The organism is Providencia sp. PROV150 (assembly GCF_028481025.1).
In the GTDB taxonomy this organism is placed as follows: Bacteria; Pseudomonadota; Gammaproteobacteria; order Enterobacterales; family Enterobacteriaceae; genus Providencia; species Providencia hangzhouensis.
In genome coordinates, this window is record NZ_JAMPPJ010000026.1 from 52,214 (window position 1) to 74,916 (window position 22,703).

Annotated in this window: 21 protein-coding genes; 15 read left to right on the plus strand and 6 right to left on the minus strand. The window is 40.7% G+C overall.

Features of this window, described 5'->3' with window-relative positions:
- Window positions 1-76: 76 nt before the first annotated feature.
- Window positions 77-922 carry an NADPH-dependent 7-cyano-7-deazaguanine reductase QueF gene (queF, locus tag PSE83_RS16575; RefSeq protein WP_096864085.1) on the minus strand — a complete coding sequence of 282 codons (846 nt, stop codon included), beginning with the start codon at window positions 920-922 and terminating at the stop codon, window positions 77-79.
- A gap of 145 nt (window positions 923-1,067) precedes the next feature.
- On the opposite strand from queF, the gene syd reads away from it, so the two are divergent.
- The gene (gene syd, locus PSE83_RS16580; RefSeq protein WP_004257535.1) at window positions 1,068-1,628 is read left to right on the plus strand and encodes a SecY-interacting protein; all 561 of its coding nucleotides are present in this window, start codon (window positions 1,068-1,070) and stop codon (window positions 1,626-1,628) included.
- 467 nt (window positions 1,629-2,095) lie between these two features.
- Here syd and PSE83_RS16585 read toward each other — a convergent pair whose 3' ends face one another.
- Window positions 2,096-2,992: a DUF535 family protein gene (locus tag PSE83_RS16585; protein ID WP_164565448.1), complete on the minus strand. Its 897-nt coding sequence runs from the start codon at window positions 2,990-2,992 to the stop codon at window positions 2,096-2,098.
- A gap of 255 nt (window positions 2,993-3,247) precedes the next feature.
- Here PSE83_RS16585 and PSE83_RS16590 point away from each other — a divergent pair, with 255 nt between their 5' ends.
- Genes PSE83_RS16590 through PSE83_RS16600 form a run of 3 tightly spaced genes read left to right on the plus strand, consistent with a single transcriptional unit; the run spans window position 3,248 to window position 4,823 of the window.
- Complete coding sequence (locus PSE83_RS16590; protein ID WP_004257526.1) at window positions 3,248-3,583, plus strand: YqcC family protein; 336 nt, start codon at window positions 3,248-3,250, stop codon at window positions 3,581-3,583.
- 7 nt (window positions 3,584-3,590) lie between these two features.
- Window positions 3,591-4,349, plus strand: a complete 759-nt coding sequence (truC, locus tag PSE83_RS16595) for a tRNA pseudouridine(65) synthase TruC (RefSeq protein ID WP_004257524.1) — start codon at window positions 3,591-3,593, stop codon at window positions 4,347-4,349.
- A gap of 21 nt (window positions 4,350-4,370) precedes the next feature.
- On the plus strand, window positions 4,371-4,823 hold the full coding sequence (locus tag PSE83_RS16600; protein ID WP_004257522.1) for a flavodoxin: 453 nt from the start codon (window positions 4,371-4,373) through the stop codon (window positions 4,821-4,823).
- 83 nt (window positions 4,824-4,906) lie between these two features.
- Here the strand turns inward: PSE83_RS16600 and PSE83_RS16605 are convergent, their stop codons facing one another.
- The 4 genes from PSE83_RS16605 to map form a co-directional block, all read right to left on the minus strand.
- Window positions 4,907-5,287: a DUF3461 family protein gene (locus PSE83_RS16605; protein ID WP_004257520.1), complete on the minus strand. Its 381-nt coding sequence runs from the start codon at window positions 5,285-5,287 to the stop codon at window positions 4,907-4,909.
- A 419-nt stretch (window positions 5,288-5,706) separates the two neighbouring features.
- The gene (gene dapD / locus PSE83_RS16610; RefSeq protein WP_004257518.1) at window positions 5,707-6,534 is read right to left on the minus strand and encodes a 2,3,4,5-tetrahydropyridine-2,6-dicarboxylate N-succinyltransferase; all 828 of its coding nucleotides are present in this window, start codon (window positions 6,532-6,534) and stop codon (window positions 5,707-5,709) included.
- A gap of 63 nt (window positions 6,535-6,597) precedes the next feature.
- Window positions 6,598-9,234 (minus strand): bifunctional uridylyltransferase/uridylyl-removing protein GlnD, encoded by a 2,637-nt coding sequence (glnD, locus tag PSE83_RS16615; RefSeq protein ID WP_144141030.1) that lies wholly within the window; start codon window positions 9,232-9,234, stop codon window positions 6,598-6,600.
- A gap of 109 nt (window positions 9,235-9,343) precedes the next feature.
- Window positions 9,344-10,141 (minus strand): type I methionyl aminopeptidase, encoded by a 798-nt coding sequence (gene map, locus PSE83_RS16620; protein WP_036957992.1) that lies wholly within the window; start codon window positions 10,139-10,141, stop codon window positions 9,344-9,346.
- A 649-nt stretch (window positions 10,142-10,790) separates the two neighbouring features.
- On the opposite strand from map, the gene rpsB reads away from it, so the two are divergent.
- From rpsB to lpxD, 11 genes are all read left to right on the plus strand, one after another.
- Entirely contained in the window at window positions 10,791-11,516 is a 726-nt protein-coding gene (gene rpsB, locus PSE83_RS16625) for a 30S ribosomal protein S2 (protein WP_004257504.1), read from the plus strand.
- Between the two features lie 142 nt (window positions 11,517-11,658).
- The gene (tsf, locus tag PSE83_RS16630) at window positions 11,659-12,510 is read left to right on the plus strand and encodes a translation elongation factor Ts (RefSeq protein WP_004908761.1); all 852 of its coding nucleotides are present in this window, start codon (window positions 11,659-11,661) and stop codon (window positions 12,508-12,510) included.
- 190 nt (window positions 12,511-12,700) lie between these two features.
- Window positions 12,701-13,429, plus strand: a complete 729-nt coding sequence (gene pyrH, locus PSE83_RS16635; RefSeq protein WP_004257499.1) for a UMP kinase — start codon at window positions 12,701-12,703, stop codon at window positions 13,427-13,429.
- A 107-nt stretch (window positions 13,430-13,536) separates the two neighbouring features.
- Complete coding sequence (gene frr, locus PSE83_RS16640) at window positions 13,537-14,094, plus strand: ribosome recycling factor (protein ID WP_004257496.1); 558 nt, start codon at window positions 13,537-13,539, stop codon at window positions 14,092-14,094.
- 147 nt (window positions 14,095-14,241) lie between these two features.
- Window positions 14,242-15,435 (plus strand): 1-deoxy-D-xylulose-5-phosphate reductoisomerase, encoded by a 1,194-nt coding sequence (gene ispC, locus PSE83_RS16645; RefSeq protein WP_164565445.1) that lies wholly within the window; start codon window positions 14,242-14,244, stop codon window positions 15,433-15,435.
- A gap of 186 nt (window positions 15,436-15,621) precedes the next feature.
- Window positions 15,622-16,377, plus strand: a complete 756-nt coding sequence (uppS, locus tag PSE83_RS16650) for a polyprenyl diphosphate synthase (protein ID WP_004257489.1) — start codon at window positions 15,622-15,624, stop codon at window positions 16,375-16,377.
- A gap of 9 nt (window positions 16,378-16,386) precedes the next feature.
- A complete protein-coding gene (gene cdsA / locus PSE83_RS16655; protein ID WP_094961137.1) occupies window positions 16,387-17,247 on the plus strand; it encodes a phosphatidate cytidylyltransferase in 861 nt (286 codons plus the stop codon).
- 8 nt (window positions 17,248-17,255) lie between these two features.
- Window positions 17,256-18,608 carry a sigma E protease regulator RseP gene (gene rseP / locus PSE83_RS16660; protein ID WP_004257481.1) on the plus strand — a complete coding sequence of 451 codons (1,353 nt, stop codon included), beginning with the start codon at window positions 17,256-17,258 and terminating at the stop codon, window positions 18,606-18,608.
- Window positions 18,609-18,650: 42 nt separating this feature from the next.
- Complete coding sequence (bamA, locus tag PSE83_RS16665) at window positions 18,651-21,065, plus strand: outer membrane protein assembly factor BamA (RefSeq protein ID WP_004257462.1); 2,415 nt, start codon at window positions 18,651-18,653, stop codon at window positions 21,063-21,065.
- An 88-nt stretch (window positions 21,066-21,153) separates the two neighbouring features.
- Window positions 21,154-21,648, plus strand: a complete 495-nt coding sequence (gene skp, locus PSE83_RS16670; RefSeq protein WP_036957991.1) for a molecular chaperone Skp — start codon at window positions 21,154-21,156, stop codon at window positions 21,646-21,648.
- Between the two features lie 3 nt (window positions 21,649-21,651).
- A complete protein-coding gene (lpxD, locus tag PSE83_RS16675; protein WP_004257454.1) occupies window positions 21,652-22,689 on the plus strand; it encodes a UDP-3-O-(3-hydroxymyristoyl)glucosamine N-acyltransferase in 1,038 nt (345 codons plus the stop codon).
- Window positions 22,690-22,703: the final 14 nt, after the last annotated feature.

Sequence of the window (22,703 nt, forward strand, 5' to 3'; positions counted from 1 at the left end):
CTTTACCCCATGGGTTCTTGATATGTGAATTGTACTGCAAATGTATTAATTACACTTACTTTTCAACTATATATACTTATTGTCGTGATAAACGACCTAGTTCTGGCGTAAATTCTTCATTACTACGCCATGGGTTTATATCAAGCCCTCCACGGCGAGTATAGCGTGCATAAACACTTAATTTTTCAGGTTTACACAATTGCATAATATCAGTGAAAATGCGTTCAACGCATTGTTCGTGAAACTCATTATGATGGCGAAATGAGACCAAGTAGCGTAATAAGGCTTCACGATCAATTTTGGGTCCACAATAGTGGATCTGCACAGAGCCCCAGTCAGGTTGGTTGGTAATTAAACAGTTTGATTTTAATAAATGGCTCACTAACGTTTCGTCAACAACTTGTTGCTGGGTGCTATTCGCCAAATAATCTCGATTAAACTCATAATTATCAATATCAATCTCTTGTTCATCAATACATTCGCCAAGTAATGGCTGGATAGGTTGATGAGCAAAGTGCTCTAATTTATGAAGTGTAACGCTTACTTGGCCATTAGCACAGCGGCATAAATCATTTTGCAAAGCGCTTCGCACATTTTCCCAAGTTTCAAAACGTGTTTGGTTAAAACTATTTAGGTAAAGCTTAAAGCTCTTAGATTCAATTAAGTTTTCGCTATTTGCATCAACACTAATCGAGCCGATTGCTACTTGGGGAACACCGCGCTGATTTAGCCATGAAAGCTCATACATTGTCCAAATGTCAGCACCGTGAAATGGAAGTGCTTTAGCGTGAATGGCTAAAGGGTCACGATTTAAGCTACGAGGGACAGCTTGTAATAATGTGGCATCATACTGATCATGATAATCCGTTTTCTTTCCAAGAGTTAAATTATTAAGTGCGGGATTATTCTGGTAGTGTGACATATAGGTCCTTATACTTCATAAACTGAAAATGAGGCTAATAGGTAAAATTGGGATATTTTCTTCGTCTGTGAACTTCTGTCATAATACCATTTATCGACAACATTGACGCCTTTCTCTTTAAATTGACGACAAAAAACACATAATTATGAATACTTCACATTCTGCCGCACTACATAATTTTACTCAGAAATATGTTTCACAATGGCACCAACAAACGGGGTTACCTCCCGCCTCAACAGACTTATATGGTATTCCATCGCCATGTATTGTCCGCACAGGTGAAAACTGGGTTTACTGGGAACCTCAACCATTTCCAATAAAGGATGCGAGCTTAGATAAAGTTGCGACAGCATTGGAGATTAATTTACAAGGTGATATCCATGCTTTTTATACTGCACAGCTTGCTGGCGATATGAAAGCCACATTTCGTGATATTACGTTGAGTTTAGTACAGGTGTGGAATGAAGATGATTTCATTCGTTTGCAAGAAAATTTAATTGGTCATTTAGTGACTCAAAAGCGTTTAAAACTATCACCCACGTTATTCATTGCAACGTTGGAATCAGAGATTGAAATGATATCAATGTGTAATCTCACGGGGGAAATTATATTAGAAAAATTTGGTAGTCAGGAAAGGCGTGTACTTTCTTCGAATTTAACAAGTTTTCTCGATGAGCTAGTGGTTGTTGTTGAGCCTCAGGGGTAAGTGTTTTTAAGCGGGCTTGTGTAAGTAAATGCCTACAATTAAGCTAAGTAATTTCTTAAAAAATGTTCTTTATATTGTAATGATAATTATTTAACTTTTGATTTCATGGCGTTACTATCTGGTTTGTACTTTTTGCGTATTTTTACCGTGTTATTGTTTATTTTGCTAGGTTGTTTCATTAATAGATTTAATGCATTCTTATCGCGCTGGACAGGGTAAACTCGTTTAGCTTTTTATACCTTCATGTAAGGTGTAAAAATTGTTTAAAACAAGGCGATGGAACGCGATTAGGTGATAAATCTATAAATTTGTTTTAATCAACAGGATGTTGAATGACGGGAAGTCATTAGCAGGATGCGTAAATTTTAAAGTATGAGCCAGTCAGCTTCGGTTGACTGGCTTTTTTAGTTAATACCTATTGTAGCGGAGTGATGTGAAAAAATTAAAGATACTTTAATTTATTTAAATCAATGTTCTAATCTAATTGAATTTTTAGTTAGCGAAGCAATAATATCTTGGGTCATGGAATCTCGGAGCGCTTCTCGGCGGCGAAATTCAGCACGACGCTGGCTTTTCACTGACTCTATATCTCGTACGGGTTCTTGAATAGGTAATTGGAACCAACCATCAGGTGTTTTCGTGGCACCGCATTCTTGCCAAAACGTATCATAGCTTGATTTCAAATGCTGGCTCTTAATATGACACTGGTTTGAAATTCCTAATATTGATTTTACATCAAAGAAGGCTGCTACTGCATAAACCGCTGACATTAATAAATTTTTGGGCCTCATACCGTGCATTTGCTTAGTTATCAACCTAACTTGATCGACACTTTGTTCAGTGGAAGGGCCTTGCAAAGAGCACACGTACAATTGTCCTTCTGGGCCGAAGGAAAAACTCATTAAATAAATATCGTCACCGGTCTCATTTCTCAAGTGTAAAGTGAGGTCGCCTTCTCGAGGGTATTGAGAGTAAATCAATGTTAATTGAGCGAACTCTCCTGATTTTAATTCAATGTTTGCCACGAGAAGCCCTTCTCGCTTAGCAGAAAACATAGCTTCAATAGCTTCGGGCTTGAATGTACTTTCAATTAAATTGATCGTGTAGCTGGCGGTTGATAGTTTTTGCTTTCCGCTCCAGCTTTTATGTAGATACTTATTTATAGGGCGTTCGATAAAATGAGGAACGCCTTCAATAACTGAAGAAAATTGCGCACTACGGTAGTTTTGGCACATAACTTGATAATGCTGATATTGTGACGAAGGCAGCTTTGAAATGCGTATTTTTCTTTTTAATTCAATATAGTTAGAGTTTAAAGCTTTCCAGACTTTATTTTCCTTGCGCCACTGTTTTAGTCGTCCCATAGATAAACCATTTTGTTGTTAATTATTCTGTAAGTACTAAATTGATAAAACATTTAATCTTACATGTGCTATCTGCAACAAAATATAAACGAATCTTATTAAATGAGTTGTTCGATTAATAGCTACGATAATAATTATTATCGATATGCAAAATAAATAAACTTGTATTTGCTGAGGCTTAACCCCATGTATCCGACAGAATTATGATAGAAAATACCGTATATTTGCTGCAGCCATCACTAAATGAGTTTAAGTATGAATATTGAACAACGTATTATTGAGAAACTTCGTCACTTAGAAGAGGAAATGAAATTAAAATCTCTTTGGAATGAACAACCACCTTCACCCGAGGCTTTTAACAGCGTAGAGCCTTTTTGTATTGATACGATGGAGGCTATAGAGTGGCTGCAGTGGATTTTAATACCTCGTCTACAAATGTTAATTGAACAAGGGGCTACGCTGCCAACTAATTTTGCGGTCGCTCCTTATTTTGAAGAAGCGTATAAGCATGATGAAGAAGAACAATATACTCTACTTATCAATTATTTGCGTGAGTTAGATGGTTTTTTCTCCACTAAGACCTGCGGGTAATTTATTGATGCTGGAAATTATTTATCACGATGAATATATGGTAGCGGTTAATAAGCCTGCTGGTATGTTAGTGCATCGCAGTTGGCTGGACAGTAAAGAAACCGTATTTGTGATGCAGACACTGCGTGACCAAATTGGCCAGTATGTTTACCCCATTCATCGCCTCGATAGGCCGACGTCAGGTATATTACTATTTGCGTTATCGAGTGACGTCGCAAGGCTGTTATCGGCTCAATTTGAAAACCATCAGTTAGAAAAAGTGTATCACGCTGTCGTTCGCGGTTATTTAACCGAAGAGCAAACCATCGATTACCCGCTATTAGAAGAGTTAGATAAAATTGCGGATAAACATGCATCACGTGAACCTGTTTTACAGGAATGCGTTACCCACTGTAAACCGATAGCGACAGTTGAATGCGCTATTGCGATTGGGCGATATGAAACATCAAGATTTAGTTTAGTTGAGTTAAAACCTGAAACTGGCCGTAAACATCAATTGAGAAGGCATATGTCTCATCTTCGTCACCCTATTATTGGTGATAGCAAGCATGGAGACTTACGCCAAAACCGAGGGGTGAATACGCATTTTTCAGTGTCTCGCCTGATGTTACATGCCAGCTTATTAAATTTAAATCACCCAATAACAAAAGAAAATATATCGTTAGTGGCTACGTGGGATACACAATGGTTATCATTAATTGAGCAATTTGGATGGTCAGATACAGTTGCAAAATTAGGGATAAACGTTATTAACTCATCAAGTTAACTATGAAATAGAGGGAATGTTATGTCAAAAATAGGCATTTTTGTTGGAACTGTCTATGGTAACTCTTTAGCTGTTGCGGAAACGGCACAAGAAATTTTAGAGCAGCAAGGGCATGAAGTGGTTGTTTTTGATGAGCCCACCTTGAGCGATTGGCAACTTTATAATTCAGGTAATGAAATTGCACTTATTGTGACTTCGTCTACAGGGCAAGGGGATATACCTGACACCATCGCTCCGTTATATAGTGAAATCAAAGATGTTGTCGGTTATCAACCTGATTTACGTTACGGAATAATTGCTTTAGGTGATAGCAGCTATGAAAGTTTTTGTGGCGCAGGTATTCGTTTCGATGAACTGTTAGCTGAACAATCAGCGACCCGTATTGGCGATATTTTATTTATTGATGCAATTGAGGTGGATGTTCCTGAGGAGTTTGCTAAGCCTTGGGTTGAAGCATGGGCGGAGCTGCTTTAAATGTCTGCACCGTAGTATTACCTATATTAATGATAAATATTGGCAGTGCTACGGCGCAGTAAATTAATCATTTCACCTGTAAATTATTTACGGGCCAATTTTTCTAGATCTGCTTCAATTTCTGCGATCTTATTTGAAACCACATGTTCAAGATGGCGTAAGTCATCGAGAATTTTGTGTTTTAAATCAATGTCAGTTTGATCTGTTTGGCAAATTTGATCTAGTTCTTCAATGGCGTAACGTAGGTTAGTGTTAATTTCATTAATTTCTTTGAAATTATTATTACCATCCGCAATAGTTTTACGCTGGCGTGGGTATTTAAATTTTACGCTTTTAGCGAAAAACTCCCCTTTATCTTTGCGAAAATAAATTTTTAAAATGTCATTATTCGCTTCTTGGCGTAAGGTGTAGCGGTCAATATCTTGAGGGTTACTGATGCCTAAACTTTTCAAATTATCGTACATGTTAGCTCGCTTTACTGTAGAGACAGAGTCGGTGAACAAAGTGATAGTGTGAGCAGGCCGTAACAATATCGGTCTATTTCTCGTTAATAAGCTATCTATCCCATTCGTTTGGGTGATAGATATAATGATGTTATTACACAAACAGCATCATTATAATGAAAAATAAAATAATACAGTTTTATTAGAGGTAAACGGCAAAAGCCACGGACATATTATGCGCGATTTGTAGAAATTGACAAACTTCTCTTTGCAATTAATGCGCTAATATTAAAAGGTAACACTGATATGGCCACCCGAGTTGCATACGGGGGTATGCGATTCGGGATAGCTTTAGTTTTTTAACCTAATTACAGTGGCTCACTATAAAAGTTTATTATAAAAACCAGTAACAGGTTTGGCGTGAGATTTTAGGCGTTTAATTACTCATCAATCGTTCTTAATAATTCATTAATACCCACTTTACCGCGAGTTTTCTCATCAACTTTTTTTACAATGACGGCGCAATACAGGCTGTAGCGACCATCTTTAGATGGCAAATTACCTGAAACAACTACGGAGCCAGCAGGGACTCGGCCGTAATGAATTTCACCTGTTTCACGGTCATAGATTTTGGTGCTTTGCCCCAGATAAACACCCATTGAAATGACGGAACCCTCTTCAACAATCACCCCTTCGACCACTTCAGAACGAGCACCAATAAAGCAGTTGTCTTCAATAATTGTTGGGTTAGCTTGCAATGGCTCTAATACGCCACCGATCCCTACACCACCAGATAAATGCACGTTTTTACCTATCTGTGCACATGAACCAACGGTTGCCCATGTATCTACCATTGTGCCTTCATCGACGTAAGCACCAATATTGACATATGACGGCATTAATACGCTATTTTTAGCGATATAAGCGCCTTTACGAACAGCGGCAGGAGGAACAACTCGGAAGCCTTCTTTTTCGAAGCGAGCTTGGTCATAATCCGCAAATTTCATTGGAACTTTATCGAAATAACGGCTTTCTGCACCGTCAATCACTTGGTTATCTTGAATGCGAAATGATAACAAAACAGCTTTTTTCAGCCATTGATGGGTAACCCAAACACCGGCAATTTTCTCAGCTACACGTAATTCTCCGCTATCGAGTAATGCAATGGTATCTAACACGGCTTGTTTTACTGAGTTTGATACCGTATTTGGTGTGATACTGGCTCGCTCTTCGAACGCTTGTTCAATGATCGCTTGTAAATGCTGCATTGATTGTATTTTCCTCTTGAATGTTATAAAAAGTGAACGTTCACCATAAAAATGTGATGGACGCTATATTTTATCCTTCGATTTTAGGGCCTCTGTCAACCTTTCTGATAACTCTTGTTGCATATTTTTAGTCAACGCTTTGTGTTCCTTATCAGCTAAAACAAAGAAATCTTCCACTTTTTCGCCAATTGTCGTGATGCGTGCGCCATATAGAGAAATTTCCATTTGAGCAAAAATATGACCGATGCGAGCCAATAAACCTGGTTGATCTAAGGCGAACAGTTCCATATAGGTGCGACGGTCGTTGGTGGAATGTAGAAAATTGACTTTTGTTGGCACGGTAAAGTGACGTAATTTTGACGGCAGAGTACGTGGCTTAGGCAGTGATATTTCTGGTTGCTGAACGGCTAATAACAACATTTTTCGGATGTGGTCGTATCTGTCTTTGGACAGAGGACTACCGTTAGGCTCAAGAACGACGAAGGTATCCATGGCCATATTGTCTTTGTTAGTAAAAATTTGAGCACTGTGAATGCTTAAATTTCGCCGATCCAATTCGCTGGCGACAGCGGCAAATAAATGGGGTTTATCATGGCACCAAATAAAAATTTCTGTTCCGCCATGTTTAGGTTGTGTGCTGATTAATACCAAAGGCTGGCTCAAATCATGGGCTAGTAAGTGCTTAGCATGCCATGCTAATTGGGATGGCGTATGACGTAAAAAATAATCGGCATGGCAGCGGGACCATAACCCCTGCAGTTTTTCTTCATCAATTGATGATTGGCGTAGTAATGATAAAGCTTGATAACGATGATGACGAATGCGTTCGCGTAAGTCAGGGGTGCTCTGCATGCCTTGATTTAATTGATGCTCTGTAGATAAAAAAAGTTCACGAATTAAACTTTGTTTCCAGCTATTCCACAGTGTGCTATTTGTCGCGCAAATGTCTGCAACCGTTAAACACATCAAGTAGTTAAGCCGTGAAACAGTTTTAACTTCCCCTGCAAATTGTTTAATGACATCGGGGTCTTGAATATCACGCCGTTGAGCTGTCACCGACATCAATAAGTGGTTTTTAACCAACCATGAAGCTAATTCAGCTTCTTTGACAGAAAAATCATGCAGTAAGGCAAAATCATAAACAAAATCAGAGCCAAGGTCGGAATGATCTCCTGATCGGCCTTTAGCTATATCGTGAAAAATGGCAGCTAATCGTAAAAGTTCAGGTTGCAATAATTTGGGATAAACACTGACACACAGTGGATGATCACGACGATTTTCTTCTAACGTAAAGCTATCAATTTTTTGCAGTACGCGAATAGTGTGTTCATCAACGGTATATGCATGAAATAGGTCGAACTGCATTTGACCAACGATATTGCTCCAGAGTGGGGTATAAGCGCTCAGTACACTATGAAGGTGCATTGGGACAAATGCACCTTTGATGGCGCGAGGGTGGCGTAGAATTTTGATAAACAGTTTTCGGGCTTCAGGGATTTCACATAATGGCACTGAAAGGTTGCGCCGCGCATAACGTAGTTGCCGTAAAGTAGTGGAATAGATCCCTGTAATATTTGGGTAGCGAGCCATTTGGTAAAACATTTTTAAAATAGCGGCTGGCTGCTTGATAAATAACTCTTCATCAATAACGTCAATCAATGATCCACGTAATTGGAATAGAGAATCAATAGGACGGGGCTTTTCGTTGGGGTTAAGCGTTAAAATAGCTTCATCAAATAACTGCAATAGCATTTGATTGAGTTCCCGAACACGGCGAGTGACGCGATAAAAATCTTTCATCATTCGTTCAACGGGTTGGTTTTTTTCGCCTTCATAACCCAGTAACCGAGCCACACTAAACTGGCGGTCAAATAGCAGGCGATTATCATGACGTTTCACCACTAAATGGAGCGCAAAGCGAATTTTCCATAAAAATATTAGGCACTCTTTGAGTTCTTGGCGCTCTTCTTCAGTGAGAAAACCAAAACCTACCATTTCATCGACGGTGGTTGCACCAAAATGACGCCGCCCGACCCATAGTAAGGTATGGATATCCCGTAATCCCCCAGGGCTACTTTTAATATCGGGTTCTAAATTATAGCTAGTGCTATGGTAGCGTTGATGGCGTTCTTGTTGTTCTTCAATTTTTGCAGCAAAAAAGACCGCGGAAGGCCAAAAATCATCGCTAAAAATAGTTTTTTGTAATTGTAAAAACAGGGCGACATCACCACAAATTAACCGTGATTCAATGAGATTAGTTGCGGTGGTTAGGTCTGCATTTCCGGCTTCAATGCATTCAGCGAGGGAACGGACGCTGTGGCCGATATCAAACCGCAAATCCCATAATAGAGTGATAAATTGCCCAATTTCGTTAGCGATGTGTTCTGGAAGCGGTTTTTTACTTAAAACTAAAATATCAATGTCAGAAAGTGGATGTAGTTCATGGCGCCCGTAACCCCCAACGGCGATTAGTGACATATCAGGCTGCTTATCAAATTGAAAGGATTGCCATAATCGAGTGAGTAACGCATCAAGGTAATCACTTCGCAAGTGAATAAGGTCGACAACATCTTTACCTTGGTTGAAAGCCTCTTCCAGCCACTGATCGAAATCATCGACATGTTGTCTTAATAAATTAAGTTCAAGGTCATGAGTACTAAATTGATTAGGGGGGAGGTAGGAAGCTGAATTTACAGTCATCTTTATCTTTCCGTATTGATAGCAATAGGGGGTTAGCTACCAGCTTACGGTTTTTTGATAAAAATGAACAGAGGAAGAGCCTTCGGTTAGGAAGGCTCAATGGAGAAGATTATTCGTTAACTAATACTGCAGAGATAAACGGCTCTTCTTCTTTACGTAGAGTGAGGATTTCACAGCCGTTATCCGTCACAACTAACGTGTGTTCATATTGTGCAGACCAACCGCGGTCTTTGGTTTTAACTGTCCAGCCATCTTTCATGGTGCGAATACGGTGATCGCCTGTATTGACCATAGGCTCAATGGTAAAAGTCATCCCTTTTTGTAGAACCACGCCACTGTCGTCAGCATCATAGTGCAGAACTTGTGGTTCTTCATGGAAACCTTGGCCAATGCCGTGGCCGCAATATTCACGCACAACTGAGAAATCTTGTTTTTCGACAAACTCTTGAATGGCTTTACCTAAAGTACGTAAGCGAATACCCGGTTTAACCATTCGGATTGCTAAATATAAGCTGTCTAGTGTGACTTGGCAAAGGCGCTCACCTTGAATGGTTGGTTTACCAACAATAAACATTTTGGAGGTATCGCCATGGAAACCATCTTTAATAACGGTGACGTCAATATTAACAATATCGCCATCTTTTAAGATTTTATCATCACTAGGAATGCCGTGGCAGATGACATCATTGACAGAAATACAAACAGATTTAGGAAAACCGTGATAATTCAGGCACGCAGGGATAGCTTGCTGTACGTCAACAATATGTTGATGACATAGGCGATCTAATTCACCCGTACTAACTCCCGGCACAACGTGCGGAGCAATCATTTCTAACACTTCTGCTGCTAAGCGGCCAGCAACACGCATTTTCTGAATATCTTCTTCAGTTTTGATAATAATAGCCATGAATTTAGTCCATTCATGCCAACATTGATTTGATGGCATGTTAAAAAAGAGGGGGAAAAATAGGTAGCCCATTTTACATCGATGAGATATATGGTAACAGCCACCGCATTTTCTGCCAACTAGCTATCGAGCGGACTCGAAAGTCGAAGTCACTTTATAGTAGATAAGGAAAGGAGTGGAGCTTGTTCATTTTGAGCTTTTAACAGCACAAAATGCAAAATAGTAACGAAGGCCATCTAGACGATATTGCAAAAATAAGGTTTTTTTATCTTGCCAAATAGCGTCTATAATTGACCTGAGCAATGGTTAAATATTGCTCAGGTCAATGGCTTTAAATCAAAACCACTTTTAGGCATTTTTGTGAGCGAAAAAAGCAACAAAAGTTGGCTTCTAGGTTGGTTTTATGGTATAAAGCGCGCCGGCAATCCATTTATTTCTTATCACCATCATCGAAATGTCATTTTATGGCATCAAGATAAAGTCGTTGATAAAATATTGGATGTGCGAAACTTAAAACTCAATTGTGTAATAACACACACAAATCGACACGTGCACCGGGGTGCTCTTATGCGTTTTAACGCAGCTTTGGAGTCGGTAGCATGGGATTTGTGGAGGCATAACCCCAATTACTTAAATACAGAGGTATTAAATGGCAACTGTTTCCATGCGCGATATGTTACAAGCAGGCGTACACTTTGGTCACCAGACTCGTTACTGGAACCCAAAAATGAAACCTTTCATTTTCGGTGCGCGTAACAAAGTTCATATCATCAACCTGGAAAAAACTGTTCCAATGTTCAACGAAGCTCTGGCTGAGTTGACTAAAATTGCTTCTCGTAAAGGCAAAATTCTGTTTGTCGGTACTAAACGTGCTGCAAGCGAAGCCGTTCAAGAAGCTGCTAACAGCTGTGATCAGTATTTCGTTAACCACCGCTGGTTAGGCGGAATGTTGACTAACTGGAAAACCGTTCGTCAGTCAATCAAACGTCTGAAAGATTTAGAAGTTCAATCACAAGACGGTACTTTCGACAAACTGACTAAGAAAGAAGCGCTGATGCGTACTCGTGAACTTGGTAAGTTAGAAAACAGCTTAGGCGGTATCAAAGATATGGGCGGTTTACCTGACGCTCTGTTCGTTATCGATGCAGACCACGAACACATTGCTATTAAAGAAGCAAACAACCTGGGTATCCCAGTATTTGCTATCGTTGATACTAACTCTGATCCAGACGGTATCGACTTCGTTATCCCTGGTAACGATGATGCAATCCGTGCAATCAAACTGTATCTGGGCGCTGTAGCAAGCACCGTTCGTGAAGGTCGTTCACAAGATCTGGCTGTTCAAGCAGAAGAAAGCTTAGTAGAAGCTGAGTAATAAGGCCCAAACCCTTATTTAGGTATTGCTATACAGGTACTGCTATATGTTAGAAGGGGCCTGATTTAGGCCCCTTTTATATATGAATCAGAACTATCCACGTGGGGAAGACTCCCACGGGGAATATCGAGGAATAAATCACATGTCTGGAATTACCGCTGCATTGGTAAAAGAACTGCGCGAACGTACTGGCGCAGGTATGATGGAATGTAAAAAAGCACTCGTTGAAGCTAATGGCGACATCGAATTAGCGATTGATAACATGCGTAAATCAGGTCAAGCAAAAGCGGCTAAAAAAGCAGGTCGCGTTGCAGCTGAAGGTGTTATCCTGACTGAAGTTTTCAACGGTGGTAAAACAGGTGCTCTGGTTGAGCTGAACTGTGAAACTGACTTCGTTGCTAAAGACGCAGGCTTCTTAGCATTCGGTAAAGAAGTTTTGGCTTCTGTTGTTGCTGACAAAAATGCTGACATCGATGCGCTGAAAGCAAAATTCGAAGAAGCTCGTACAACATTAGTTGCGAAAATTGGTGAAAACATCAATATTCGTCGCGTTGCTATTCTGGAAGGCGCACAAGTAGGTAGCTACCTGCACGGTGCTCGTATTGGTGTTTTAGTTGCGGCTGAAGGCGCTGACGAAGAATTACTGAAACACATCGCTATGCATATCGCTGCAAGCAAACCTGAATATGTGACTCCAGATGATGTTCCTGCTGATGTTGTTGCTCATGAGCACCAAATCCAGTTAGACATCGCAATGCAATCTGGCAAACCACGCGAAATCGCTGAAAAAATGGTTATCGGTCGCATGAACAAATTCACTGGCGAAATCTCTCTGACTGGCCAGCCTTTCGTAATGGACCCAAGCAAATCTGTTGGTGACTTACTGAAAGAGAAAGGTGCTACTGTTTCTGGTTTCCTTCGTTTCGAAGTAGGTGAAGGTATCGAGAAAGTTGAAACTGACTTTGCAGCAGAAGTTGCTGCAATGAGCAAGTAATCAACTAAGGGCCGCCAATTGGCGGCTCTGTTTTATATACGTATATTCCCTGCGGTGTTAGCGTCATAGGCATTGCGCTAGAATTCTTGTGTATAAAAAATTATATTTAAACTAATTCAAAATTTAGGTACGTAGAACACTGTAATTCTACGTGTGTTACCCCAATAAATATCTGTTAGGACAGAACACCATGGCAACCAATGCAAAACCCGTTTATCAGCGTATTCTGCTTAAATTAAGTGGCGAAGCCTTACAAGGGGCAGAAGGTTTTGGTATCGATGCTAGCGTTTTAGATCGTATGGCTCAGGAAATTAAAGAACTCATAGAACTGGGTATACAGGTCGGTGTGGTTATTGGCGGTGGTAACCTGTTTCGTGGTGCTGGTTTGGCACAAGCTGGAATGAACCGTGTTGTCGGAGACCACATGGGGATGCTAGCAACTGTGATGAACGGACTCGCAATGCGTGATGCATTACATCGCGCCTATGTGAATGCAAGACTGATGTCTGCGATCCCACTTAACGGTGTCTGTGATAACTATAGCTGGGCAGAGGCCATTAGCTTGTTACGTCACGGCCGTGTCGTTATTTTTTCTGCAGGAACAGGCAACCCATTCTTTACAACAGACTCCGCTGCATGCCTACGTGGTATTGAAATTGAAGCGGATGTCGTGTTAAAAGCGACAAAAGTTGATGGTGTGTATTCAGCAGACCCTGCTAAAGACCCAGACGCAGTCCTTTATGAAAATCTGAGTTACCAAGAGGTTTTGGAACGTGAACTTAAAGTGATGGATTTAGCGGCATTCACATTAGCACGTGACCATAACTTACCGATTCGCGTATTCAATATGAATAAACCGGGCGCTTTACGTCGCGTTGTTATGGGCGAAAATGAAGGAACTCTGATTTCTCACAATTAATACTCAGAGACATGACCTGAGTTTAAATGTATTATCTAATATAAATTCAGACAATTTAAGCGAGGTCGCATGCGGCCTTTAATAACCAGTTCTTAAGGGTTGAAAACGTGATTAACGAAATCCAAAAAGATGCTCAAGACCGTATGGAAAAGAGCCTTGAAGCATTCAAAAGCCAAATTAGTAAAGTTCGCACAGGCCGTGCATCTCCAAGCCTATTAGACGGTATCACTGTTGAATACTATGGTTCAGCGACACCTTTGCGCCAATTAGCTAACGTCACTGTTGAAGATTCACGCACATTAGCTATTTCTGTTTTTGACCGTAGCATGTCACCTGCGATTGAAAAAGCAATCATGGCATCTGATTTAGGCTTAAACCCATCATCAGCGGGTACTGTTATCCGTGTTCCACTTCCTCCATTAACGGAAGAGCGTCGTAAAGACTTAATTAAAGTGGTTCGTGGTGATGCAGAGCAAGGCCGTATCGCAGTCCGTAACGTTCGCCGTGATGCTAACGACAAAGTGAAAGCATTACTGAAAGATAAAGAAATCAGTGAAGATGACGAGCGTCGTTCACAAGATGATATCCAAAAGCTGACTGATAGCTACATCAAAAAAGTTGATGAAGCATTAGCGCAAAAAGAAGCAGAGTTGATGGAATTTTAATCCATCATAATAATAAAGCCACCAATGCAAACTGTAAAAGTGTGCGTTAGCGTGGCTTTATTATTTTTCAAGCTTATTAAAAAATCCTTTCTAACCTCTAAGCTGATATAATCTCAGTATTGAATTAATACAGAGTACTCAATCACTATGAAATGTCTGACAATCCTAGGTTCTACAGGCTCAATTGGTACAAATACACTTTCTGTTGTTCGCCAAAATCCCGAAAAATTTCAAATCGTTGCTCTAGTGGCAGGAAAGAATGTCACTGAAATGGCGAAACAGTGCCTTGAGTTTAATCCGAAATATGCCTCAATGGCGGATGAATCGTCAGCAAAAGCGCTAAAAACTATTTTGACTGAGAATAATTGTAAAACTGAAGTTTTGTCAGGAAAACAAGCTGCAATTGACCTTGCTGGTCTGGATGATGCTGACCAAGTTATGTCAGCCATTACTGGGGTTGCCGGTTTACTTCCTACTTTAGCGGCAATACGCAAAGGTAAAAGAATATTATTAGCGAATAAAGAGTCTTTAATTACTAGTGGCCGTTTATTCTTTAATGAGATTCGCAAGCACAATGCAACAGTATTTCCTATTGATAGCGAGCACAATGCTATCTTCCAGAGTTTACCTGAAATTATTCAACTGAATTTAGGTTTTGCCGATTTATCAGCTTCCGGTATCTCAAGTATTGTTTTAACCGGATCTGGTGGGCCATTTAGGGATACACAGTTATCGCATCTTGATAATGTGACCCCTGATGAAGCATGTAACCACCCAAATTGGTCGATGGGGCGAAAAATATCAGTCGATTCAGCGACAATGATGAATAAGGGTCTAGAATATATTGAGGCTTGCTATTTTTTTAATGCGAGCGCCGAGCAAATGGAAGTGATTATCCATCCTCAATCTGTTATTCATTCCATGGTTCGGTATAAAGATGGCAGCGTGATAGCACAACTGGGCACGCCTGATATGCGAACTCCAATTTCATACAGTATGGCTTACCCTCAGCGTATCATGTCTGGTGCAAAACCTCTTGATTTTGCAACACTTTCATCATTAACATTTGTTCAGCCTGACTATCAACGCTATCCTTGCTTGAAGCTTGCAATCGATGCCTGCCACCAAGGGCAAGCCGCTACGACGGCACTTAATGGTGCGAATGAAATGACAGTTGCTGCTTTTCTCGAAGGCAAAATACGCTTTACGGATATAGCAAAAATTAATCGCAATGTATTAGATAGCCAAGTTTTTTCTGAACCTGTTTCGATTGAAGAGGTCTTAGAAATCGACGAACGAGCGCGTAAAAATGCAGAAAAAATAATCGCTCAGACAATTTAACGCTGGTATGTGTTTTATTTAGTTGCTGATAGCCATAATAACTCTTTAATATGTGATGTGTTTAAAAAAAGAAAAATAACATAGTACCTCTTAGAGATTTAAGGATGTGTCTTATCAGCAAATTCAATAATAGTAGTTATTATTGGTCTGTATACTCAAAGTGGTACTCACAAGGATTAATATTTAATGAACTCTAGTGGTGAAAATCTCTCTGATTCAATGATGCCTAAGCATGTTGCTATCATTATGGATGGTAATGGCCGATGGGCTAAACAAAGAGGGAAGCTCAGAATTACAGGTCATAAGGCAGGCGTTGAATCTGTCCGTAATTCTGTGCGCTTTGCGGTAAAAAATAAGATTAGTTCGCTCACATTGTATGCTTTTAGCAGTGAAAACTGGAGAAGGCCAGAGAAAGAAGTCAGTTCTCTCATGGAGCTATTTGTTTTTGCTCTTGATAATGAAGTTAAGAACCTACATAAAAACAATGTAAAACTAAAAGTCATTGGTGATATTAGCCGTTTTAGTGAACGCCTCAGAAAAAGAATTGATAAGGCAGAAGCATTAACGCAAAACAACACTGGGCTAAAACTGAATATTGCAGCGAACTATGGTGGCCGCTGGGATATTAGTAACAGTGTAAAACAAGTATTTGCAAAGGTACAAAGTGGTGAGCTTTCTATTGATGACATCAATGAAGAAAGTATCGATAACCATATTTGTATGCATGACCAAGAAAATGTCGATTTAGTCATAAGAACTGGGGGGGAGCATCGCATAAGCAACTTCCTATTATGGCAAGTCGCATATGCGGAATTTTATTTCACCAACGTTTTGTGGCCAGATTTTGATGAAATGGTGTTTCAGAGTGCAGTTGATGCTTTTAGTAAGCGTGAGCGCCGTTATGGTGGAGCTGAATCAGATGATGAACTGGGCAAAGAATAGGGGAAAGATGTGCTGAAATATCGTTTGCTTACTGCGATAATTTTAATACCGATTGTTATTGCGGCGCTGTTTTTACTTTCCCCAGCGAATTTTGGGCTTGTCGTGATCGCGGTTTGTGCTTTAGGTGCTTGGGAATGGGCACAATTTGTCGGCTGGCACTCTCAAGCTAAGCGCATAGGCTTAGCGGTTGTTTTTGCTGCAATATTACTTGCAATGCAATTTTCTATTTCCGATATAAATCAGTTCTCCTCTGAGCCTATGATTTTGTATGGTTTATGGGCTGGCCTTATTTGGTGGGGGATAGCGATTATTTTAGTTGTTACCTATCCCGCCTCCGCTTCTTGGGGCAAATCAGTTGTTATTCGCTTATTATTTGGCGTGTTAACGATTATCCCATTTTATTGTGGAATGATGGTTTTAAGAACCGTTGGTTATCAAAGTGATACATTCTTTGGAGCTTGGTGGTTATTGTATGTCATGTTGCTAGTTTGGGGGGCTGATTCAGGTGCCTATGCATTTGGTCGTACTATCGGGCGCAACAAAATGGCACCGAAGGTATCTCCTGGTAAAACATGGGAAGGCTTGGTGGGTGGCCTTATAACTGCTGGGATTATTTCATGGTTATTTAGCGCCTTTGCGCCAATCCCCGTGATGCCTGATTATTTGCTAGTGACTTCAATTATTGTTGTTGTAGTATCTGTGTTTGGTGATTTAACTGAGAGTATGTTTAAGCGCCAATCAGGTATTAAAGATAGTAGCCACTTAATTCCAGGGCATGGCGGTATCTTGGATCGTATTGATAGCCTAACAGCGGCAATCCCAGTTTTTGCTGGGCTAAATTTGTTAATTTTTAACGGTTTTGGTCTTTAGGAAGATACATGGGATTTATTTGGAGTTTAGTTGCATTTATTATCGCAATAGGTGTGTTAATTACAGTACACGAGTTCGGCCATTACTGGGTTGCTCGCCGCTGTGGTGTTTATGTTGAGCGCTTTTCTATAGGGTTCGGCAAAACCTTATGGCGCAAAGTCGATAAGAATGGTACCGAATTTGTTTTGGCGATAATCCCCTTAGGGGGGTATGTCAAAATGCTTGATGAGCGAGTTGGTAGCGTTTCTCCTGAACGTCGCCATCAAGCGTTTAACAATAAAACTGTCGGTCAACGAGCTGCCATTATTGGTGCAGGGCCAATCGCGAACTTTTTATTAGCAATTGTTGTCTATTGGATAGTCTTTATGATTGGTGTTCCTTCTGTGAAACCTGTCATTGAAGACGTAAAGCCAGGCTCTATTGCGGCAATTGCAAATTTTGAACCAAAAATGGAACTAAAATCTATTGATGGCATCGAAACTCCTGATTGGAATTCAGTTCGTTTAGCATTGGTCGGTAAAATCGGTGACCGTGAACTGACAGCACAAGTATTACCCAGTGGTTATAATGAACCGATTACTAAAACGGTTGATTTAACCACTTGGCAGTTTGATCCAGAGAAACAAGATCCAATTTTGTCAGTAGGCATAATGCCTGTCTCTGCAAGAATTGACCCTGTTATCCAAAAAGTAACGCAAGGGTTAGCTGGTGAACGAGCCGGTTTGCAGAAAGGCGACAGAATAGTGAGTGTTAACGGGGAAGTTCTGGGCCTGTGGGATCCCGTTACACGAATTATTCGTAATAACCCGGGCGTCCCGTTAAAACTTGAAGTGCAACGGTCGCAGCAATTGATTTCACTCACGTTGACCCCTGACAGCCAAGATGGGCCGCGTGGGGAGAAAATTGGGTTTGCAGGCGTAGAACTTTCAGTGTTACCGTTAGCAGATGAATATAAGATGGTGCAACAATATGGGCCATTTTCTGCGTTTTACCAAGCCAGTGATAAGACGTGGCAGTTAATGAAGTTGACGGTCAATATGATGGGTAAACTGGTTGTTGGGGATGTCAAACTCAATAACTTAAGCGGTCCGATATCTATCGCTAAAGGTGCGGGGGTATCCGCCGAGTCAGGCTTGGTATATTATTTGATGTTTATTGCGCTTATTAGCGTCAATTTAGGTATCATCAATCTGTTTCCATTGCCTGTTTTAGATGGGGGGCACTTGCTCTTCTTATTAATTGAAAAAATTAAAGGAAGTCCGGTGTCTGAGCGAGTACAAGACTTTAGTTTTCGGATAGGTGCAATGGCATTGATTCTGTTAATGGGACTTGCACTTTTTAATGATTTCTCTCGCTTCTAATTTTTGTAAGCTGGGGACCAGTAAGGAATACGCATAACAACGATGGCGATGAAAAAGTTGCTCATAGCGTCGCTGCTTTTCGGCAGCGCCACTGCATACGGTTCAGACGGATTCGTAGTTAAAGACATTCGTTTCGAAGGTCTACAACGCGTCGCCGTTGGTGCAGCATTATTGAACATGCCAGTTAGGGTTGGCGATTCAGTTGATAACGATGATATCAGCCGTTCGATTCGTTCCCTATTTTCAACCGGTAACTTCGAAGATGTTAGGGTCCTGCGTGATGGAAACACGCTGATCGTTCAAGTTAAAGAGCGGCCAACGATTGCAAGTATCACCTTTACAGGCAATAAGTCTGTTAAAGATGATATGCTCAAGCAGAACTTGGAAGCTTCAAATATCCGCGTTGGTGAGGCACTCGACCGCACGACAATTGCAAATATCGAAAAAGGTTTAGAAGACTTTTACTATAGCGTTGGTAAATATAATGCAACAGTAAAAGCTGTTGTAACGCCTTTGCCACGTAACCGTGTGGATTTAAAATTTGTTTTCTCTGAAGGTGTTTCAGCTCAAATTCAGCAAATTAATATTGTAGGTAATAAAAATTACACTACAGCAGAATTAGTTAATAAGCTGCAATTGCGTGATGATGTTCCTTGGTGGAACCTCGCTGCTGACCAGAAATATCAGAAGCAAAAACTGGCGGGTGACTTAGAAACTCTGCGCAGTTTTTATCTTGATCGTGGTTATGCGCGTTTTAATATAGACTCCACGCAAGTCAGTCTGACCCCAGACAAAAAAGGTATTTATATTACTATTAACATTACTGAAGGCGACCAATATAAAATATCGGGTGTCGAAGTTAATGGTAATACGGCTGATCATTTAACTGAAATCCAAGAGCTTATCACTATTACACCGGGAGAATTATATAACGGTGCTCAAGTGACAAGTATGGAAAACAAAATCAAAGATATGTTTGGCCGCTATGGTTATGCATATCCTCGAGTAATGACACAACCTGAAATCAACGATGCAGATAAAACAGTTAAATTGCACTTAAACATTGATGCAGGTAACCGTTTCTATGTGCGTGAGATTCGTTTCCAAGGCAATGACACCAGTAAAGATACTGTTTTACGTCGTGAAATGCGCCAAATGGAAGGTGCATGGCTCGGAAATGATTTAGTTGAACTAGGTAAAGAACGTCTGAATCGTACAGGTTATTTCGAAACTGTTGATGTAGAGACTCAACGTGTACCTGGTAGCCCTGACCAAGTAGATGTTATCTACAAGGTTAAAGAGCGTAATACTGGTTCAATGAACTTTGGTATCGGTTTTGGTACTGAAAGTGGTGTGAGCTTCCAAGTTGGGGTTACACAAGATAACTGGTTAGGTACAGGTAACGCAGTTGGTATTAACGCAAGTAAAAATGACTACTCAACTAACGTTGAATTCTCATTTACTGACCCGTACTTCACCGTTAATGGTGTGAGCTTAGGCGGCCGTATTTTCTATAACGACTTTAGTGCGAAAGATGCGGATCTATCAGGCTATAACAACAAAACGTATGGCCTAGACAGTTTCTTAAGCTTCCCATTTAATGAAAATAACTCTTTCCGCGTCGGTGCGGGTTATGTTCATAACCGACTTTCGGATATGCGTGCTCAAGCTGCCATGTGGGATTACCTTGATTCTATGGGTAAAAATCCACCAGTTACAGAGAACGGACGTAATAAAGAAAGCTTTGATGCGGATGACTTCACACTTAACTTAGGTTGGACTTATAACTCGTTAAACCGTGGTTTCTTCCCGACATCGGGTAATAAAACGAACGTATCGGGTAAAGTGACAATTCCTGGTTCTGATAACGAATACTATAAACTACGCTTTGATACAGCGCAGTATTATCCACTGGACGAAGACGAAACTTGGGTAGTTCTGGGGCGTGCACAAGCAGGTTATGGTGATGGTATTGGCAGTAAGCAAATGCCATTCTATGAAAACTTCTATGCGGGTGGTTCAAGCACCATTCGTGGTTTCCGTTCGAATAATATCGGTCCAAAAGCGGTTTATTTGAAGAAAATTAATGGAAAAGATGGCCCAGAGCCTGGAAGCCCATCAAGTGATGCGGTCGGTGGTAATGCGATGTACGCGGCATCATTTGAGTTAATCACTCCGACTCCATTTATTGACGAGAAGTATTCGAACTCCGTTCGTACCTCTCTCTTTGTTGATGCAGGTACGGTATGGGACACTAATTGGAACAGTATTCCTGCGGCTTGGCGCGAAGGTATGCCTGACTATGGTAAGGCAAGCAATATCCGAGCTTCTGCGGGTGTGGCTTTACAATGGATGTCTCCACTTGGACCACTGGTCTTCTCTTATGCGCAGCCGATTAAGGACTACGAAGGGGATAAATCAGAACAGTTCCAATTTAATATTGGTAGAACGTGGTAATCTATTCCAGTTTCTATCTATGAAGGCTCCCATTTTTTGTGGGAGCAACCAAAATTTCCAGCCATACGTATGGGTTAAGGAGTTTAGTGTGAAAAAATTGTTGTGTGCAGCGGGTGTGAGTATTGCTTTAGCAATGTCTGCGGGGGCTTATGCTGAGAAAATCGCTATCGTCAATGTTGGTGAAATTTTCCAAAATATGCCAGCGCGTGAAGCCGTTGCTAAACAGCTTGAAAGTGAATTCAAAAGTCGTGCGACTGAGTTACAAAATCTAGAAAAAGATTTGCAAACTCGCGTTGAAAAATTGCGTCGTGATGGTGCAACAATGAAACAAAGTGAGCGCGAAAAGCTTGAATCTGAACTCATGACTAAACGTGATCAATTCGCTGAAAAAGCTCAAAAATTTGAAGAAGACAACCGCCGTCGCCAAGGCGAAGAGCGTACTAAAATTTTAACTCGTATTCAGAACTCTATTAAGGCTGTTGCAGCTAAAGAAGGCTATGATGTCGTTATCGATGCAAATGCAGTTGCTTATGCAAAAGATAGCGTTGACATTACAAGTCAGGTTCAAAAACAGGTTAAATAATAGATGTCTTCAATTCGATTGGCTGACCTTGCTCAGCAGTTGAATGCGCAATTACACGGTGATGGTGATATTACCATCACCGGTATTGCTCCAATGCATTCAGCGAATAATCAACAGATTACTTTTCTATCTGACAGCCGTTATAGTGACAAATTGGCAGATTGCCAAGCTGCAGCGGTGGTTCTCACAGCAAAAGATCTTGAAGCATGCAAAGTGGCTGCTCTGGTAGTGGATAACCCATACCTTGCTTATGCACGCATGGCTCAAATTATGGATACAACGCCAAGCCCAGCTGAAGATATCCATGCATCAGCGGTAATTGCTGATGATGCAAAACTTGGTAAGAATGTCGCAATTGGCGCAAATGCCGTTATCGAAAGTGGTGTTGAGCTTGGCGATAATGTGGTGATTGGCGCAGGTTGTTTTGTGGGCAAAAATACGCGTATTGGTACAGGAACCCGTTTGTGGGCGAATGTCAGCGTATACCACAATGTTGAGATTGGCGAACACTGTTTAGTTCAATCTGGCACAGTCATTGGCTCTGATGGTTTCGGCTATGCGAATGATCGTGGTAATTGGATCAAAATTCCTCAATTAGGCACAGTGATCATCGGCGATCGTGTTGAGATCGGTGCGAGTACAACCATTGACCGAGGTGCTTTAGATAACACAGTAATTGGCAATGGGGTTATTATCGATAACCAGTGCCAAATTGCACACAATGTCATAATTGGTGATAATACCGCAGTTGCTGGTGGTGTTATCATGGCTGGTAGTTTAAAAATCGGCCGTTACTGTATGATTGGTGGTGCCAGTGTCATCAATGGCCATATGGAAATTTGCGATAAGGTCACAGTAACAGGAATGGGGATGGTCATGAGACCTATCACTGAACCAGGAGTATATTCTTCAGGGATTCCTTTACAGCCTAATAAAACTTGGCGTAAAACAGCTGCTTTAGTCTTAAATATCAATGAGATAAATAAGCGACTGAAACATGTTGAGCGTGAATTAGATAGCCAAAATCAAAAAAAACAGTAATCATTTTGTAATTC

Bases quoted from the DNA above. Each gene is read 5' to 3' on its own strand.
- queF (WP_096864085.1), bottom strand. From the start codon at position 922: ATGTCACACTACCAGAATAATCCCGCACTTAATAATTTAACTCTTGGA.
- syd (WP_004257535.1), top strand. From the start codon at position 1,068: ATGAATACTTCACATTCTGCCGCACTACATAATTTTACTCAGAAATAT.
- PSE83_RS16585 (WP_164565448.1), bottom strand. From the start codon at position 2,992: ATGGGACGACTAAAACAGTGGCGCAAGGAAAATAAAGTCTGGAAAGCT.
- PSE83_RS16590 (WP_004257526.1), top strand. From the start codon at position 3,248: ATGAATATTGAACAACGTATTATTGAGAAACTTCGTCACTTAGAAGAG.
- truC (WP_004257524.1), top strand. From the start codon at position 3,591: ATGCTGGAAATTATTTATCACGATGAATATATGGTAGCGGTTAATAAG.
- PSE83_RS16600 (WP_004257522.1), top strand. From the start codon at position 4,371: ATGTCAAAAATAGGCATTTTTGTTGGAACTGTCTATGGTAACTCTTTA.
- PSE83_RS16605 (WP_004257520.1), bottom strand. From the start codon at position 5,287: ATGTACGATAATTTGAAAAGTTTAGGCATCAGTAACCCTCAAGATATT.
- dapD (WP_004257518.1), bottom strand. From the start codon at position 6,534: ATGCAGCATTTACAAGCGATCATTGAACAAGCGTTCGAAGAGCGAGCC.
- glnD (WP_144141030.1), bottom strand. From the start codon at position 9,234: ATGACTGTAAATTCAGCTTCCTACCTCCCCCCTAATCAATTTAGTACT.
- map (WP_036957992.1), bottom strand. From the start codon at position 10,141: ATGGCTATTATTATCAAAACTGAAGAAGATATTCAGAAAATGCGTGTT.
- rpsB (WP_004257504.1), top strand. From the start codon at position 10,791: ATGGCAACTGTTTCCATGCGCGATATGTTACAAGCAGGCGTACACTTT.
- tsf (WP_004908761.1), top strand. From the start codon at position 11,659: ATGTCTGGAATTACCGCTGCATTGGTAAAAGAACTGCGCGAACGTACT.
- pyrH (WP_004257499.1), top strand. From the start codon at position 12,701: ATGGCAACCAATGCAAAACCCGTTTATCAGCGTATTCTGCTTAAATTA.
- ispC (WP_164565445.1), top strand. From the start codon at position 14,242: ATGAAATGTCTGACAATCCTAGGTTCTACAGGCTCAATTGGTACAAAT.
- uppS (WP_004257489.1), top strand. From the start codon at position 15,622: ATGAACTCTAGTGGTGAAAATCTCTCTGATTCAATGATGCCTAAGCAT.
- rseP (WP_004257481.1), top strand. From the start codon at position 17,256: ATGGGATTTATTTGGAGTTTAGTTGCATTTATTATCGCAATAGGTGTG.
- bamA (WP_004257462.1), top strand. From the start codon at position 18,651: ATGGCGATGAAAAAGTTGCTCATAGCGTCGCTGCTTTTCGGCAGCGCC.
- lpxD (WP_004257454.1), top strand. From the start codon at position 21,652: ATGTCTTCAATTCGATTGGCTGACCTTGCTCAGCAGTTGAATGCGCAA.